Raw genomic sequence first — 15,177 nt, 5'->3', positions numbered from 1 at the left:
GGCTGCAACATCCCCGCACACCTACTCGAAGCACACCACGTCCTCGAATGGTCCCAAAACGGCACCACAGCTGTCAGCAACGGAGTCATGGTCTGCTACCGAGACCACCAACTCCTCAGCACCAACCAATGGAACATCCACTTCACACACGGGAAACCCCGGATGGTCGGGCCAGCCTGGCTCAACCGCAAACACTACCTCCACCGATAAAACCCCGGCGCAGCGGGAGGTGCCGACAAGCTCGACCACCGATAGGGAGCGGGCTCGACCGGTAGGAGGTCTCGACAAGCTCGACCACCGATAGGGAGCGGGCTCGACCGGCGGGAGGCCTCGACACGCTCGACCACCGGAGTGGGATTGACCCACGGAAGGTCTCGACAAGCTCGACCACCGCGGGGCAGTCTCGACCCACAGAAGGTCTCGACAAGCTCGACCACCGGTTAGGGCTATCGAGAAACACCACCAGGGCCGGGTCAAAAAGGCAGCTCGGCGCGTCAGCCGCCCAACACCACGATGAGGCTATAGGTGAACCATCCGATCGAGAGCAGGATGCCCACGGCACCGGTGATCACCGCGGCGAGCGCCTTGCCCGTGGCCGGTGCTTCGCGCTTGCGTGCAATGAGACCCATGATGAACGCGGCGAGCGCGAATGGCAGAGTCCACCCGAAGATGATGCCCCCGATCACACCGATCACACCGAAGATCAGCGCCCAGAGGCCGAGCTTCGGTTTGCGCGGCTTCGGCTGCTTGGGCGTCGGCTGGTAGGGCTGCTGTGCGTAGCCGGGCTGCACCGGCGACTGCGCATAACCGGGCTGCACCGGCGACTGCGCGTACCCTCCCTGACCAGAGGGTTGCGTGTGGGGAGGCGCATAACCGGGCTGCGGAGCCGGCTGCGCATAACCGGGCTGCGGAGCCGGCTGCGTATAACCGGGCTGGGACGCCGGCTGCGCGTAAGGCTGTGGCGGCTGCCCGAACCCCGGTGTGCTCGGCGGCACGAATGATTGGGGTTGCGGCTCCTGATGCTGTGCCGGACCTGTCTGCGGTGGCCTGGGCTCCGGCGAACGCGGGGCGAACGGCTGGTTCCGCGACGGGTCATGTTGCTCCGGTTGAGGAAAATCGGGGCGTTGTTGCTCCGACCACCGCGGCTGGGAGGGACTCGGCGGCTGAGCCGGCTGACCCTGCTGGAGAGGCTGCTGCCCTTGGCTGGGTGCAGGCGGCCACTCTCGCTGCTGCGGTGGCTGACCCTGCTGCGGCGATTGAGCCTGCTGAGCCTGTTGCGGGGGAGCCTGTTGCCACGGGTTGGGTGCTGGCCACTGGCCCTGCGGCTGCTGACCTTGCGACTGCTGGCCTTGCTGCGGATGCTGGCCCTGCGGCTGCTGACCCTGCGGCTGAGGCTGCTGCGACTGCGGTGCGCCCTGCTGCGGCGGCTGTGCGCCCTGCTGCTGACCCTGCGGCGCGTCCTGCTGCGACCCCTGACCCTGCTGACCCTGCTGCGACTGATCCGGCGTGCCGCCGGACTGCGGCGTGCCGCCGGACTGCGGCGTGCCGTGGGGCGGATGCGCGGACGGGTCCTTGTCCGCACGCGGAGCATTCTGATCAGACATCGCTTCTCCTGTTGGTAGCTGTGCGACTGGCGCACACCGCTAGCGTACGCGGTTGACTCTCAACGCACCTGGATTGTGGTGACGGGAAGTGTGGAATCTGCCCCGAAGTCGAGCGAGCTCGGCTCGTGGCCGGCCATGATGAGTTGCGCCGCCAACTCGGCGATCATGGCACCGTTGTCTGTGCACAGCGACAGCGCAGGAATTCTCAGGGCGATGCCCGCCGCCTGCGTCCGTTCCGCAGCCAGCTCCCGAACACGGGCGTTCGCGACGACGCCGCCGCCGAGCAGAAGCCGCGGAACCCCGAAGTCAGCGCACGCCGCGACAGCCTTCGTGATGAGCACGTCTGCGACGGCCTCGCGAAAACTCGCCGCGACGTCGGCGACGGGCACAACCTCGCCATCGTCCTGCATCCGCTCGACCCACCTCGCCACAGATGTCTTGAGCCCAGAGAACGAGAAGTCGTACCGGTGCCTCTGCAGGTCTTTGGGCAGACTCAAGCCGCGCGGAAAGCGGATGGCCGTGCGATCCCCACGCGCCGCAGCCTCGTCGATGCGCGGCCCGCCCGGGTACGGCATGCCGAGAATCCGGGCGACCTTGTCGAAAGCCTCTCCAGCGGCGTCGTCGATCGTCTCCCCCAACAACTCGACGTCGTCAACGAGATCGCGGACAAGAAGCAGCGAGGTGTGACCGCCCGACACCAGCAGGGCGATCGTCGGGTACTCGAACGGTTCGCCGTTCTCGTCGAGGATGTCTGCCCCCACGTGCCCGACGAGGTGATTCACGGCATACAGCGGCTTGTCCAGGGCGACCGAGAGCGCCTTCGCCGCACCGATCCCGACCATCAGTGCACCCGAGAGCCCCGGCCCGCTCGTCACGGCGACGGCATCCAGATCGTCGAGCGAGATGCCCGCTTCGTCCACAGCGGCACGGATGGCGGGGGTCAGCGCTTCGAGATGCGCCCGCGCGGCCACCTCCGGCACCACTCCCCCGTATCTGGCATGCTCATCCATCGACGACGCGATCGTATTCGAGAGCAGGCTCCTGCCTCGAACGATTCCGACACCCGTCTCGTCGCACGACGTCTCGATTCCGAGCACAAGGGGCTCCTGCCTGTTCACTCCGCTCCCCCTGCCTGGGCGACGTGAGAAATGGCATGCCTCATGACCACGGCATCAACGTCATCCGGCTGGTAGTACCCCGGTCGCACCCCGATCGACTCGAATCCGAGTTCGGCATAGAGCGCCTGCGCTGCCGGGTTGTCCTGCCTCACCTCGAGAAAGACCTCCCTGGCTCGCGCATCGCGCGCGCGGTTGATGAGGGCCTGCACGAGCACACGCCCGAGTCCCATCCGCCTGACCTCCGGCGCAACGGCCACCGTCTGGATGTCGGCCTCTTTCGCGCCGTTCGGCATCATCAGTCCGGCGTAGCCCTGGATGTCGACGGGGTCGCCGACCGGATAGGCGACGACGTAGAACGTGTGCTCGGATTCCAATTCGCCTCGCATCGTCTCTTCCGACCATGCGTCGTTCGCGAACACCAGACGCTCGAGCCCCATGATCGCGTTGAGGTCCTCCGGCCAGGCCTCTCTCACCCGCCAGGTCACGCCGTCACCCGCTTGCCCGCAGACATCGTGACGTCGGGAGAACGCAGGTAGACGGGTTCGTCTGCCTGGAACGACCTGCCCGCCGCATGCATCCGCTCTGCCAGCATGCCGAGTGCCCCGGCAGATACCGTGTGTGCGTCGAGGCGTGTGCCGTATGCACTCTCGCGATCGCCTGAGAGGTCATCGGGCTTCGCCAGTGCGGGGCCCGCGGAGCGAACAGGGATTCCGGCGTCGTCGACGCCGGAATAACCGGACCAGTAGACCTCGCGCCTCCTGGCGTCCGTCACAACGAGCAGCGAGCCGGCGTGCGACCCGTTATACCAGGCAGCGGCGATGGCGTCGTGACTGACCACCGGTACGAGCGGTCTGGCCGAGGCGAATGCGAAAACACGGGCGGCGGCGATGCCGATCCGAAGACCCGTGAACGGGCCTGGGCCCATACCGCAGGCGACCGCAGAGAGATCGGATGCCCGCACGCCGGCCTGGGCGATCACGTCACGGATGAACGCACCGACCACCTCTGCATGACGCATCGTGTCTTCTGACGTCAGTTCGGCCAGAACACCGCGATCGCGGTCCACAACCGCAGCAGAGGTACCCGTCGAGGTGTCGATCGCCAGCAGCACGGTTCCACCCTACGCGTTTTCAGGAACCCTTCGGTTTCGTGCCCCACGTGGTTATGGTGTGGTCGAGAGGACAATGTCGACCTTCGAAAGGCACTGACGTGGCGAAAGTGATCTCACCGGGCAGGGAACAGTGGTCGAGCCGCCTGGGGTTCATCGTGGCGGCCATCGGTTCCGCCGTCGGGCTCGGCAACATCTGGCGCTTCCCCGGTGTCGCATACGAGAACGGCGGCGGCGCGTTTCTCATCCCCTACCTCGTCGCCCTCCTCACCGCTGGCATCCCGATCCTCTTTCTCGACTACGCGCTCGGCCACCGGTTCAGAGGCACCCCGCCCCTCGCGTTCCGGCGCCTCAAGAGATCGGCGGAAGGCCTCGGATGGTTCCAGACGGCCATCTGCTTCGTGATCGTGCTGTACTACGCGGTCATCGTCGGGTGGGCGCTCAGCTACGCGGTGTTCTCGGTGAACCTCGCCTGGGGTGACGATCCGGCCGGTTTCTTCATCGGCGATTACGTTCAGGTCGCCGAGCCGGGGGCGACACTCGACTTCGTCCCCGGCGTGCTCATCCCGCTGATCATCATCTGGGTCGTGGCCATCGCGCTCATCGCTCTCGGCATTCAGCGCGGCGTCCAGCGGGCCAATCTGATCTTCCTTCCGCTCCTCGTCGGGCTGTTCCTGATCATGGTGATCAGGTCGCTGTTCCTCGACGGTGCGCTCGACGGGCTCAACGCCTTCTTCACACCGAACTGGGCCGCTCTCACAGACGCCGGCGTCTGGATCGCCGCCTACAGTCAGGTCTTCTTCTCACTCTCGATCGCCTTCGGCATCATGATCACCTACTCGTCATACCTGAAACGGCGGAGCAACCTCACCTCGTCCGGCCTCGTGGTCGGGTTCGCCAACTCATCGTTCGAGGTGCTCGCGGGCATCGGCGTGTTCGCCGCGCTCGGTTTTATGGCTGCGCAGAGCGGCACAACCGTCGCAGAGCTCGAGGGCATCACGGGTGTGAGCCTCTCGTTCATCGCGTTCCCGCAGATCATCTCGATGATGCCGGGCGGGCCCCTCTTCGGTGTGCTCTTCTTCAGCTGCCTCACGCTCGCCGGGTTCACCTCGATGCTGTCGATCCTTCAGGTTGTCTCCGGCTCCGTGCAAGACAAGTTCGGCCTGCGACCGAGGACCGCCGCTCTCGTGATGGGGATCCCGGCGGCGATCCTCTCGATCGTTCTGTTCTCGACGACCAGCGGGTTGAACGTGCTCGACACCGTCGACAAGTTCGCGAACGAGATCGGCATCGTCGCCTCTGCGATCGCGATGACGATTCTCGTCGCCTGGGTGGTGAGGCGCCTGCCGGAGCTCCGCGACCATCTCGACAGGGTGTCGAGTTTCAAGGTCGGTATCGTGTGGCGAGTACTCGTTGCCGTGCTCGTGCCGCTCGTCCTGATCTGGATGCTCGTCTCCACGATCACGGCGCTCGTCACCGAGGGCTACGGTGGCATGCCTCCGTGGTTCACCAACGTGTTCGGGTGGGGGACGATAGCCCTTCTTGTTGTCGTCGCCGTGGTGATGCCGTTTGTGCACTGGAGCAGAGACGTCGACGACTTCGATCCCGACATCGACGCAGCGACCCCCGATTCGCCTGAGGCCCGCACGGCGCAGGCGCCATCTGCACAGGGAGAGAAATGACGCCCATAGCCATCACGTTCCTGATCGTCTCGATCGTCGTCGTCTGGGGAGGTCTTGTGGCGAGCATCGTGCACCTCACACGTCACCCGGACGACGTCCAGGGCGACGATTGAGCCGTGCCTCTGTTTCACAACGCGCCGCCCTGAGCCGAGCGAGCTCTCTGACCGTCGACGCGGTGTCCCGATGTGTCACACCATGCCACCCGTGCACCCGTGCCGCCGCGATGTTCACCGGAGAATCATCGATGAGCACCGCACCGCGGCCGGGCGGAAGCCGCACGTCCGCATACCGGTAGATACGCGGATCCGGTTTTCCGAAACCCAGTTCGTGTGATCGGATCACCGCTTCGAAAACGGTGACGCCGTGCAGCATCCGGTCGCGATGCGTCTCCCACTCGCGCACGCTGTTCGTGAGCATCCCGACCCGCATACCCGCCCCGGCGCATCGTTCGAGCTCGCCGACGAGCGCGGTGTCGATCTCACGCCCGGCGTACCAATGGTCGCCGAAGCGTCCGAGGTCCACCAGAGGCTGTTCGTCGGCCGGGAGGAGCTCTGTGACCCGCCTTCCCCAGTCGCGCTGGGACATCACCCCGTTCTCGAGCGGCTGCAGTCCGCTCAGGCCCTGTTCGGCCGCCGCCCTCTCGGCGGCGGCAGTCAGCACGGACCAGCTCACACCTGACGCTCCTTCGATGGCGCGGACCGCGGCCGGGATCGGAGGGGTGAGCACTCCGCCGAAATCACACCAGACGGTGTCGATGACGTGTGCCATCCCCGTGCCCGTCATCTGAGGCCCGCCTGAAGGAACGCATCTGTGATTCGCCTCGACGCCACCAGATACACGAGCACGATCGGAAGACTGGTCAGCATCGCGGCAGCGAGCAGACCGCCGTAATCGTTCCCCTCTGCCGTTATGAATTGGGTCAGGCCGATCTGGACGGTTGTGTCTTCGGTTCGGGGCGCCACGATCAGCGGCCACAGGTAGTCGTTCCACGTGGTGATGAAGACGAGCACGAAGACGGCGGCGATGGCGGGACGAAGACCGGGAAGCACAACATGCCAGAGGACCTGCAGGGGCCTGGCGCCGTCGATCCGTGCCGCTTCGACGAGAGAGAGCGGAATGGCCTGCACATGCTGCACGAGCAGAAGAACGGCGAGAGCGCTCGATCCGAGCTGCGGCACGATCAGCCCGGCCTCGGTGTTCAGCCACCCGAGTCGGGCCGTGGCGATGAACTGCGGGATGATCAAGGCCTGGGGCGGCACCGCGAGCGAGATCGCCATCAGCGCCATCAGCGTTCTCTTTCCCCTGACCCCGATGTGCACCAGGGCGAAGGCGGCGAGCACAGCGATCACCACCTGACCGATCGCGACCCCGGCCGCCATCACCGTCGTGTTGCCGACCAGCAGCGCCACCGGCCAGTCCGCCAGCACCCGGGCATAGTTGTCGACGGTCGGGTTCTGGATGAACGGAACCGGTGAATAGATCTCGTTCGCGGGTTTGAACGACGACACAACACCCCAGAGCACCGGAAACGACATCGCGAAAGCACTCCCGCCGAGCACGACATGCCATACCCTGATGCCGGCGAACCTGCGTCTGCGCCTGCGATCAGTCGTCATCGGAACTCCTCCGCACAAACAGCCACAGCGCGCCCGAAGCGGCGAAGAACACAAGCACGAGAACGGCGGCGGCCGACGCCATACCGGTCTCGAAGAACTCGAACCCCAGAGTGTAGATGCGGTAATAGACGTTGTCGGTGGCCCCATCGGGGCCTCCCTGCGTCAACACAGACACGTTGGTGAACACCCACTGACCGGCGAGCACGAAACTGAGAAACGCGAGAAGCACTATCGGCCTGAACAGCTGCGGCATCACGATGTGCCAGCCGATCTGAACCGGGTTCGCGCGATCGATGCGCGCGGCGTCGAGCGTGTTGCGGTCGATCCCCGACAGCGCGGCGCTGTACAGCAACATGTTGAATGCGGTGACGCGAGCCGCCGTGACGACGACGATCACGGGCAGGGCAAGGGCAGGATCGCCCAGCCAGTTGACCGGCGAGAGCCCGAACCACCCGATGACCTCGTTCGCGAACCCGTTTAAAGGGTTGAGCAGAAAGCGCCACGAGACGGCGACCGCGACCGGTGCGACCATCACCGGAAGAAACAGCAGCGAGCGATACACGGTGCTCGCGCGCCCCGGCCGCGACCACAGCATCACCGCGAACACGAGCGGGACGACTGTCGAGAACGGAAGCAAGGCGAGCGCGTAGAGAGCCGTCTGACCGATGGCGGGCCCGAACTCGGGTTGTGTGACGAGGCGAGCGAGGTTGTCGATGCCCACAAAGCCCTCGGGCGGCGTTGTGAGGTTCCACTCCATGACGGACAGCACGGCCGTCGCAACGGCCGGGCCATAGATCCACAGTCCGATGGCCAGGATGACCGGGGTGAGGTACAGCCATCCGAGGCCGCGTGATGAGAAGCGCGGGCCGCCGGGCGCCCGCGCTTCTCTGTGTGTTGTCGTCACTCCTGCCCGACCAGCTCGCGGATCCGGTCTGCGACCTCTCTGAGCGTCGATTCGGCATCCGCACCCCTCAGAACGATCGGGGCGACCGCCGCGTCTTGCAAGAGCACAGTGGCCTGGTTGGCGTTCTCGCCGGGGAACGAGCGGTACGGGGCCATCGTCTGCAACTGCGCGAGCGACGGTTGAAGAAGCGTGTTCTCGGCGAAGTAGTCGGCGAGATAGGCGGGGTCGTCAACGATGTCGGCGCGGAGCGGCAGGTAACCGATCTCTGTGGTGATCATCGTGTAGCCCTCGGCGCTTGTGAGGAACTTCACGAGTTCCCAGGCGGCGGCCTGCTTGGCGGGGTCGTCGCTCAACACGATGAGACCCGCACCGGAATGGGTGGGGCGGGCCTCCTCGTCTCCGAAGCGGGGAAACCCGGTGGCGCGAAGGTCGAACACACCTTCTGCCGCGGCCTGCAGATTTCCGAGCACAGCCGTGCTGACGACGAACATCCCCAGATCCCCGGACGAGAACGCACCGAGGGCATCCTCGACCGCCACCGCCGGCTGAAGGCCGTCGTTCGTGAGCGCCTGAACCTGTTCGATCGCTTCGACTGCTGCTGCAGAGTCGACGACGACAGTGCCGTCGTCGTCGACGGTGGACGCCCCTGCGCTGGCCAGCACCGACTGCGTCAGGTAGTCCGACTTGCCCGAATCGACGATGCCGATGTAGACACCCTGATGGCCGACGTCGACGATGGCCTCTGCCGCCTCACGGATCTCGTCGATCGACTCGGGAGGGTCTTCGGGGTCGAGCCCCGCTTCTCTGAAGATGTCGGCGTTGTAGAAGACCGCGGGAACGGACACCGTGTACGGCAGCGCTCGCACGGCTCCGTCCCACTCGCCCGCCTGCACCGGGCCTGTTGCGATTCCCTCGACGTGATCAGACCATTCGTCCCCGGCGATCTGCTCGAGCGACTGCACGGGAAGAGTCTCGAACCCCTCGGCGAGTTTGCTGTAACCGAGCTGCACGACATCGGGCGCATCGCCCGCAGCGACGGCTGCTTTCGCTTTCGTCAGGACGTCTGCGGTCGGCACCGCCTCTGGCACAACGGTGATCTCCGGGTGCAGCTCGGCGAACCGGTCGAGCAGCGCCTGCGTTCCCTCACCGGCTGCGCCCTGGGTTCCGTAGTTGTACGAGCTGAAGGTGATGGTCACCTGCTCGCTGTCGTTCGATGCGGCCGGAGTGGAACAGGCGGTCAGCCCGACGAGCGCTGCCGTGGCGGCGAGGACGGCGAGAGGGCGGATTACGGAGGTCATGCGAGAGCCTTTCGGGTAGATGCGATGGGGGTCGGACGATGTGGCACGGCCACAGAGACAGGGCCGTCGAACTGCTCCGCCGCACGATCGCGATGCCAGTCGTGCTCTGCGGGGTCCGGGCTCGAGAAGTGGGTCAGAACAAGTTCTGCGACTCCGGCTTCCGCGGCAAGACGGCCGGCGTCTGCCGAGCTCAGATGCCCGTGCTCGCTTGTGTCCGTCTCTCTCAGCGAGCTCTCGCTGAGCAGGGTCCCTGCGCCGGACGCCAGAGCGGTGAGCGCCGGCGTGACACCGGTGTCGCCGGTGTAGACGAGGCTCGCCTCGTCGTTCTCGACGCGGATTCCGCAGTTCGGCGCCGTGTGCCTCAGAAGCTCCCAGCGCAGCGAGAGCCCGCCGAACGTCACGGATTCCCCCGGCCGGTACTCCCGCACGTCGAACGCGAGCTCGAACGCCCGGTCGAGCAGAGGATGCGTCGCCACCGGAAACAGCGCAGCGAGAGTCTGCAGCAGGGCCAGAGTGCCCTCAGGCACCAGCAGCGGAACAGGCGGAACGTCGCCGGCCACCGTGAGCTCGCCGGTTCTCTCATCGCGATCCAATCGCGATGAGAGAACCATCTTGCCGATCGGCAGCAGGTCGAAGATGTGATCCGTGTGCCGATGGCTCACGAACACCGCCGACAGCCCGGCTGCGGGAAGCTGTCTGCTGAGCGCGAGCGCGGTGCCGGGGCCTGCGTCGAGCAGAAGAGTCGTCTCATCGTCGTCGACCAGATATCCCGAACTCGCGAGGCCGCCTGCGGGCATACCGGCCAGGCAGCCGAGGGGTGTGAGGTGCATGGGGTGGCTTTCCGTCGGCTGCGGGCCTTCCGGCCGACGCACCAATCGTGTGTGTTTCCGGCCGGTTCGACAACGACGAGAAACGAATGCACCGATCACCCCTCGTTATCGATGAAAGCGTGCACTATCGCCCCTCGGCCACGCCGTCCGCAAGGCGTCGAAGCTGCTCGACGACGGTGTTCACCAAAGGTTCATCCCCCGCCTGCCCGTTCCATGCGGCATGTATCTGAAGCATCGGTTCGACCGGTGCGAGACGCAACAGGTGCATCCCGTTCGCGCGGCTCTGCTCACCCCTCGGCAGTGAGCTGAACCCGATCGTGTCCGTCGTCTCGAGCTCGAGCAGATAACCCGAGAGATCGGCGTTGCTCGATGAACGACCGAGCGCGGCGCCGAGGCCCGTCGCCGTGCTCACGAGAGCGTCTTCGATCAGTGTGCTGCCACCGGCGAAGCCCGTGAGGTACGGGTACTCGTGAATGCGCGAGAAATCGAGGGTGGAAGACCCGGCGAGCGGATGCCCGTGGCGCACAGTCGCCACAACCGGCACGTCGAGCAGGTGCGCACTGGCCACACCCTCGGTGACCACCGGACCGTAGACAAGACCGAGGTCCAGGTCACCGCGCAGGATCGATCGGAGCTGGTCCGGCGACCCCATCTCGCGGAGCATGGTTGTGATGCCGGGGTCCCGTCTGCGGAGTTCCTCGAGCAACGGCAGCAACAGCAGCCTGCTGGCCGGGTAGTTCGTCGAGATCCGAAGTGTTCCTCTCCGGCCCGCGGCTGCCTGCCTGGCGAGCGTGACAGCTCGCTCCGTCGCCGCGTACACCCGCTGGATCTCGGCCAGGAACACGGTGCCGGCCGGGGTCAGGCGAACACTCCGTGAGCTCCGGTGCACCAGCCGGGCGCCGACATCCGCCTCGAGCTTCTGCAGCGACTGGCTCACAGAGGCCTGCGACAGGTACAAGCGCTGCGCGGCGCGGCCGAAGTGCAGTTCTTCGGCGATCGCCTTGAACACGTCGAGCTGGCGAAAGTCCATGGTCACCCCATTGCACTCACCGCATCTGAACGGCCGGTGAACGCGGGTGTGTGAGCGCGCTTCGGCGCCCGGAATCGTATCGACGGCGGTGTTCTCATCCCGCGCTTATGCTGCGCACAGGATGACGGTGCATCCTGTGTCGATGAGCATCAGACCCGATCGATCCGGCACCGTGCGCGTGCTGATCGTCGATGACGAGCCGAATCTACGGCACCTGCTCTCCGCAGTCCTGCGCCGGCAGGGGTGGGAGGTGCACACTGCCGCCACGGGCGCAGCGGCGATCGACCTCGCCCGGCAGGTTCGGCCGCACCTCATCGTCTTGGACGTCGTGCTGCCCGACGTCGACGGCATGCAGGTGCTCCGGCTCATCAGAGTCGAGCTGCCGGAGTCGATGGTGCTGTTCCTGACGGCGAACGGGTCGATCGCCAACAGGATCGCAGGCATCGCTGCAGGGGGCGATGACTACGTCGCCAAACCGTTCAGCGTCGAGGAGGTCGTCGTCCGCCTGCGTGGCCTGCTGCGCCGCAGTCCCATGCTCGTCGACGTTCCGACGCCGCTGATCACGGTGGGGGATCTCGTGCTGAACGAGGACAGTCACCAGGTCTCCCGCGGAGGCGACGACATCCGTCTGACCGCGACGGAGTTCGCCCTGCTCCGCTTTCTGATGATCAACGCCGACCGGGTCCTCAACAAGGAGCAGATCCTGGATCGCGTCTGGGAGTACGACTTCGGGCGGGAGTCCAACATCGTGGAGCTGTACATCTCGTACCTCCGCAAGAAGATCGATCACGGGAGGACCCCGATGATCCACACCCTCCGCCGGGTCGGGTACATCCTCCGCGCGGGCGAGCCCGGTTCCCCGGGCTCCACGGTCACATGAGGCGTCAGGCCTCCGCGCTCCAGCGTCACGCGCTTCGCGTGCGCCTCGTGGCCGTCATCAGCACACTGATCCTCGCCGCGGTCTCACTGCTGAGCATCGTCTCGGTGGTCATCCTGCGGCAGAACCTCATGGCGCAGGCGGAGAACGCTCTCTTCCTCTCGGCCGAGAGCGTGGTCAGCCGGATCGACAGCGAGCTCGCGGCCACCGGAGACGTGCCGTCCTTCCAGAGCCCGCTCGGACCGATGCCTCCGGTCGACGGCTTCTACCTCGTCAACGGAGAGGGCGTCGCGCCCTCGTCGACGTATTTCGGGCGAGACTTCGAGTTCCGCGAGCTCACGTCGGCCGAGATCACCACGATACGGCGGGGAGTGTCCGGGGACGAAGTGACCTCGACGATCGATGTCGACGGCCTCGGGTCGTTTCTCGTGCTGGAGACCTCGCTGGAGTCTGCCGACGGCACGCCTCTGACGGTCATCAGCGGCATCGGGCTCACCGAGGCGGCGGGGCTGATCGGCGCCTTCATCGCCTGGGAGGTGGCCATCGGGATCGCCATCGCTGCCCTGACCGCGGTGATCGGGTACCGGGTGGTGCGGAGCGCCCTGGTGCCGCTGGAACGCGTCGTCGCCGTGGCGGATCGCGTCGCGCAGACACCCATGTCGTCCGGCGAGGTGGCACGACAGGAACGTGTTCCTCTCGACGACCGCGACGGCTGGTCGGAGGCCGAACGCGTGGCACGCGCCCTGAACAAACTTCTGGAGCACGTGGAGTCCTCGCTGAACGCACGCCACCACACCGAGGAGTCCATGCGCCGGTTCATCGCCGAAGCGAGCCACGAGCTCCGCAACCCGCTCGCCTCGATCCGCGGCTACGCCGACTTCTACGCGCGCGCCAGGGACGAGGAGGAGGTGTCGAACGCCCTGGATCGCATCGGGGCAGAGGCGGCGCGCATGAGCGCCCTGGTGGAGAGCCTGCTCCTGCTGACCAGGCTCGACGCCGACCCGACTCTGAGCCGCGAAGAGGTGGAACTGTCGCAACTGGTGCTCGAGACCGTCTCCGACGCACGATTCGCCTATCCGGAACATCGATGGCAGATCTCACTTCCCGCGGAGTCCGCCATCGTCATTGGCGACGACGACGCCATCCGCCGGATTCTTCTGAACCTCATCGCGAACGCCGGCCATCACACCCCTCCGGGCACGATCGTGACAGTCTCGATGGCGGCTGTCGCCGGCGCGACGGAGATCACCGTCCGAGACGACGGCCCCGGCATACCCGCCAAGGCGCTCCCCACCCTGTTCGACCGTTTCACGCAGGCCGGAGGCCCGGAGGGCTGGAGCACCCGCGACACGACCACCGTGGGACTCGGACTCGCGATCGTCAGGGCTTTGGCGACGGCATCCGGCTACGTCGTCACTGTCGCATCCGGCCCGCGCGGAACCAGCTTCACCGTACAGATTCCCTCACATCCTGCTCCCGGGCCGGGATAGACGCGACACCGCGGGAGGAGAACACCCAGCTCCGGTACAGCGCGAATCGGAACACGGATCCCAGCGCAAGGCCCACGACGTTCGAGGCGATGTTGTCTGCCACGGCAGAGGTCAGCCCGAGGACGTCGCGCGAGAACCAGAGGCACATCAGCGGAACCGCCATGCCCAGAACGCTGGCGGCGAGGAACTGCATCCCCTCACGTCCCGGCCGCGACGTCCGGCCTGCCGCGAACACCCAGCGCCGGTTGCCCACCCAGTTCACCAGGATCGCGACGAGCGTGGAGACGGCCTTCGCGATCATCACCCCGCCGGTCACCTCATCTGGCGCGAGCAGCGTCGCCCGGAGCAGGTTGAAGAGGCAGACGTCGACGACCAGGCCGACAGCGCCGACGAGACCGAACCTGACGACCTGGGCGGCGAGCGGTCGAAGACGTCTCACGGCGAGAGCCATTCGAGCTGTTGAGCCACCCAGACGAGCCCATAGGGCATGATCGTCCGGGCCGCGGTCCAGTTGTGATCGAGTCCCGGCAGGACCCGCAGCGTCGTGGTCTGCCCCTGCGCACGCAGGGCGTCTCGGATCCGCGTCGCCTCGGTGGCGGCTTCGCCGTCGCCCTGACCGAGGAAGACCTTCTGGTCTGTTGCGCCGGTCCGTGTCGCGATGACCTCGAGCGGGGAGTTGCGCAGGAACGCGCCCTCATCCTTCACGATCTCGGGTGTGTATGGCGTGAGGTACGGCATGATTGAGACCACCCCGCCGAAGGTCGCGGGGCTGTGCAGCCCGTACATCAGGGAGCCGAGGCCACCAGACGACATCCCGGCGATCACCCGGTGGGCGGCGTCTGGCCGGGTGCGCAGCCGCTCGTCCGCCCAGCTCACGACGTCCTCGACGACGAAGTCCTCGATCTGCGGCCCGCCCGGCCGGTTCAGGGGCTCCGCGTCGATGCGCTCCGGACCCGCGTTCAGATCCGGCGACACAACGATCACCGGTGGCAGGGAGCCGCGGGTGATGAGCACATCCAGGAGGTAGTCGATCCTGCCACCGGCGAACCAGTCCGCGGCGCTCCCTGGCGCGCCGTGCAGCGCATAGATCACGGGGTACCGCTCGGTGTTCCCCTCCGCGTCGTAGCCGGGGGGAAGGTAGATCCAGGCACCGGCATCAGGCACGCCACCGGCCGTGCTGGGCACGGTCGCCAGAAAGGCGTAGCCGTGGTCGTCGGAGGTGAGACGCTCACCTCCATCGGGGGCGTCGGTTCCCTGGCTTGCGTCCACGGCGGTGTTCGGAAAGACCGTGACGGGATCGCGGGCCTGGTCGTCGAACCAACGTTGCAGGGAGGTGACCGAGGGGAAATAGCCGACCCAGGTGTTGACACCCAGGCCGAGCGAGATCACAACGAGCAACGCGCCCGGAACGGCCCACGCGGTCGTGCGGAACACGCGTGCGCGGCGGGAGCGTGAGGTCCTCTTCGCCGCCCTGACGGCGAAGAGGACGCAGGAGGCGCACAGGAGCAGCGCGATGACGGACGGCCAGTACGTGGCCAGCAGGTCGGTGCCCAGATCAGTGTCCAGCAACGGCGGCAGCTCGATCGGGCCATCCGGGTCCATGACGGCCTTTCTTCTCGG

At 66.4% G+C, this 15,177-nt stretch carries 17 protein-coding genes; 5 read left to right on the top strand and 12 right to left on the bottom strand.

Annotated elements, in window-relative coordinates; all coding sequences use genetic code 11:
* Positions 1 to 9 precede the first annotated feature (9 nt).
* On the top strand, positions 10 to 210 hold the full coding sequence (locus ACYVF5_RS13735; protein ID WP_460942924.1) for an HNH endonuclease: 201 nt from the start codon (positions 10 to 12) through the stop codon (positions 208 to 210).
* 284 nt (positions 211 to 494) lie between these two features.
* On the opposite strand, the gene ACYVF5_RS13730 is transcribed toward ACYVF5_RS13735, so the two are convergent.
* Genes ACYVF5_RS13730 through tsaB form a run of 4 tightly spaced genes read right to left on the bottom strand, consistent with a single transcriptional unit; the run spans position 495 to position 3,833 of the window.
* A complete protein-coding gene (locus tag ACYVF5_RS13730) occupies positions 495 to 1,604 on the bottom strand; it encodes a hypothetical protein (protein WP_460947347.1) in 1,110 nt (369 codons plus the stop codon).
* A gap of 59 nt (positions 1,605 to 1,663) precedes the next feature.
* Positions 1,664 to 2,722 (bottom strand): tRNA (adenosine(37)-N6)-threonylcarbamoyltransferase complex transferase subunit TsaD, encoded by a 1,059-nt coding sequence (gene tsaD, locus ACYVF5_RS13725; protein WP_460947345.1) that lies wholly within the window; start codon positions 2,720 to 2,722, stop codon positions 1,664 to 1,666.
* Positions 2,719 to 3,207, bottom strand: a complete 489-nt coding sequence (rimI, locus tag ACYVF5_RS13720; protein ID WP_460947343.1) for a ribosomal protein S18-alanine N-acetyltransferase — start codon at positions 3,205 to 3,207, stop codon at positions 2,719 to 2,721. Before rimI ends, tsaD begins: the two co-directional genes overlap by 4 nt.
* Complete coding sequence (tsaB, locus tag ACYVF5_RS13715; protein ID WP_460947341.1) at positions 3,204 to 3,833, bottom strand: tRNA (adenosine(37)-N6)-threonylcarbamoyltransferase complex dimerization subunit type 1 TsaB; 630 nt, start codon at positions 3,831 to 3,833, stop codon at positions 3,204 to 3,206. The genes rimI and tsaB overlap by 4 nt, the downstream gene beginning before the upstream one ends.
* 98 nt (positions 3,834 to 3,931) lie before the next feature.
* Between tsaB and ACYVF5_RS13710 the strand changes: the two genes are divergently transcribed.
* Together ACYVF5_RS13710 and ACYVF5_RS13705 are read left to right on the top strand one after the other, a co-directional pair.
* Entirely contained in the window at positions 3,932 to 5,512 is a 1,581-nt protein-coding gene (locus ACYVF5_RS13710) for a sodium-dependent transporter (RefSeq protein WP_460947339.1), read from the top strand.
* Positions 5,509 to 5,625, top strand: a complete 117-nt coding sequence (locus tag ACYVF5_RS13705) for a methionine/alanine import family NSS transporter small subunit (protein ID WP_460947337.1) — start codon at positions 5,509 to 5,511, stop codon at positions 5,623 to 5,625. Before ACYVF5_RS13710 ends, ACYVF5_RS13705 begins: the two co-directional genes overlap by 4 nt.
* On the opposite strand, the gene ACYVF5_RS13700 is transcribed toward ACYVF5_RS13705, so the two are convergent.
* The 6 genes from ACYVF5_RS13700 to ACYVF5_RS13675 form a co-directional block, all read right to left on the bottom strand.
* Positions 5,588 to 6,295 carry an HAD-IA family hydrolase gene (locus ACYVF5_RS13700; protein ID WP_460947335.1) on the bottom strand — a complete coding sequence of 236 codons (708 nt, stop codon included), beginning with the start codon at positions 6,293 to 6,295 and terminating at the stop codon, positions 5,588 to 5,590. The genes ACYVF5_RS13705 and ACYVF5_RS13700 overlap by 38 nt on opposite strands.
* A complete protein-coding gene (locus tag ACYVF5_RS13695; RefSeq protein ID WP_460947333.1) occupies positions 6,292 to 7,128 on the bottom strand; it encodes a carbohydrate ABC transporter permease in 837 nt (278 codons plus the stop codon). Before ACYVF5_RS13695 ends, ACYVF5_RS13700 begins: the two co-directional genes overlap by 4 nt.
* Positions 7,118 to 8,032, bottom strand: coding sequence for a carbohydrate ABC transporter permease (locus ACYVF5_RS13690; RefSeq protein WP_460947331.1), 915 nt, complete (start codon positions 8,030 to 8,032; stop codon positions 7,118 to 7,120). Before ACYVF5_RS13690 ends, ACYVF5_RS13695 begins: the two co-directional genes overlap by 11 nt.
* Positions 8,029 to 9,330: an extracellular solute-binding protein gene (locus tag ACYVF5_RS13685; RefSeq protein WP_460947329.1), complete on the bottom strand. Its 1,302-nt coding sequence runs from the start codon at positions 9,328 to 9,330 to the stop codon at positions 8,029 to 8,031. The genes ACYVF5_RS13690 and ACYVF5_RS13685 overlap by 4 nt, the downstream gene beginning before the upstream one ends.
* On the bottom strand, positions 9,327 to 10,160 hold the full coding sequence (locus ACYVF5_RS13680; RefSeq protein WP_460947327.1) for an MBL fold metallo-hydrolase: 834 nt from the start codon (positions 10,158 to 10,160) through the stop codon (positions 9,327 to 9,329). The genes ACYVF5_RS13685 and ACYVF5_RS13680 overlap by 4 nt, the downstream gene beginning before the upstream one ends.
* A gap of 124 nt (positions 10,161 to 10,284) precedes the next feature.
* Positions 10,285 to 11,190: a LysR family transcriptional regulator gene (locus ACYVF5_RS13675; RefSeq protein ID WP_460947325.1), complete on the bottom strand. Its 906-nt coding sequence runs from the start codon at positions 11,188 to 11,190 to the stop codon at positions 10,285 to 10,287.
* 142 nt (positions 11,191 to 11,332) lie between these two features.
* Here ACYVF5_RS13675 and ACYVF5_RS13670 point away from each other — a divergent pair, with 142 nt between their 5' ends.
* Complete coding sequence (locus ACYVF5_RS13670; protein WP_460947323.1) at positions 11,333 to 12,070, top strand: response regulator transcription factor; 738 nt, start codon at positions 11,333 to 11,335, stop codon at positions 12,068 to 12,070.
* Positions 12,067 to 13,557 carry a sensor histidine kinase gene (locus ACYVF5_RS13665; protein ID WP_460947321.1) on the top strand — a complete coding sequence of 497 codons (1,491 nt, stop codon included), beginning with the start codon at positions 12,067 to 12,069 and terminating at the stop codon, positions 13,555 to 13,557. Before ACYVF5_RS13670 ends, ACYVF5_RS13665 begins: the two co-directional genes overlap by 4 nt.
* Here the strand turns inward: ACYVF5_RS13665 and ACYVF5_RS13660 are convergent.
* Together ACYVF5_RS13660 and ACYVF5_RS13655 are read right to left on the bottom strand one after the other, a co-directional pair.
* Positions 13,514 to 13,996 carry a GtrA family protein gene (locus ACYVF5_RS13660; RefSeq protein WP_460947319.1) on the bottom strand — a complete coding sequence of 161 codons (483 nt, stop codon included), beginning with the start codon at positions 13,994 to 13,996 and terminating at the stop codon, positions 13,514 to 13,516. The two genes, ACYVF5_RS13665 and ACYVF5_RS13660, sit on opposite strands and share 44 nt — an antisense overlap.
* Positions 13,993 to 15,159 (bottom strand): alpha/beta hydrolase, encoded by a 1,167-nt coding sequence (locus ACYVF5_RS13655; protein ID WP_460947317.1) that lies wholly within the window; start codon positions 15,157 to 15,159, stop codon positions 13,993 to 13,995. Before ACYVF5_RS13655 ends, ACYVF5_RS13660 begins: the two co-directional genes overlap by 4 nt.
* Positions 15,160 to 15,177 lie beyond the last annotated feature (18 nt).

It is taken from the genome of Okibacterium endophyticum, assembly GCF_054780075.1.
Note: the sequence above shows the minus strand (reverse complement) of the source record. Positions and strands in the feature narration are given on the sequence as shown.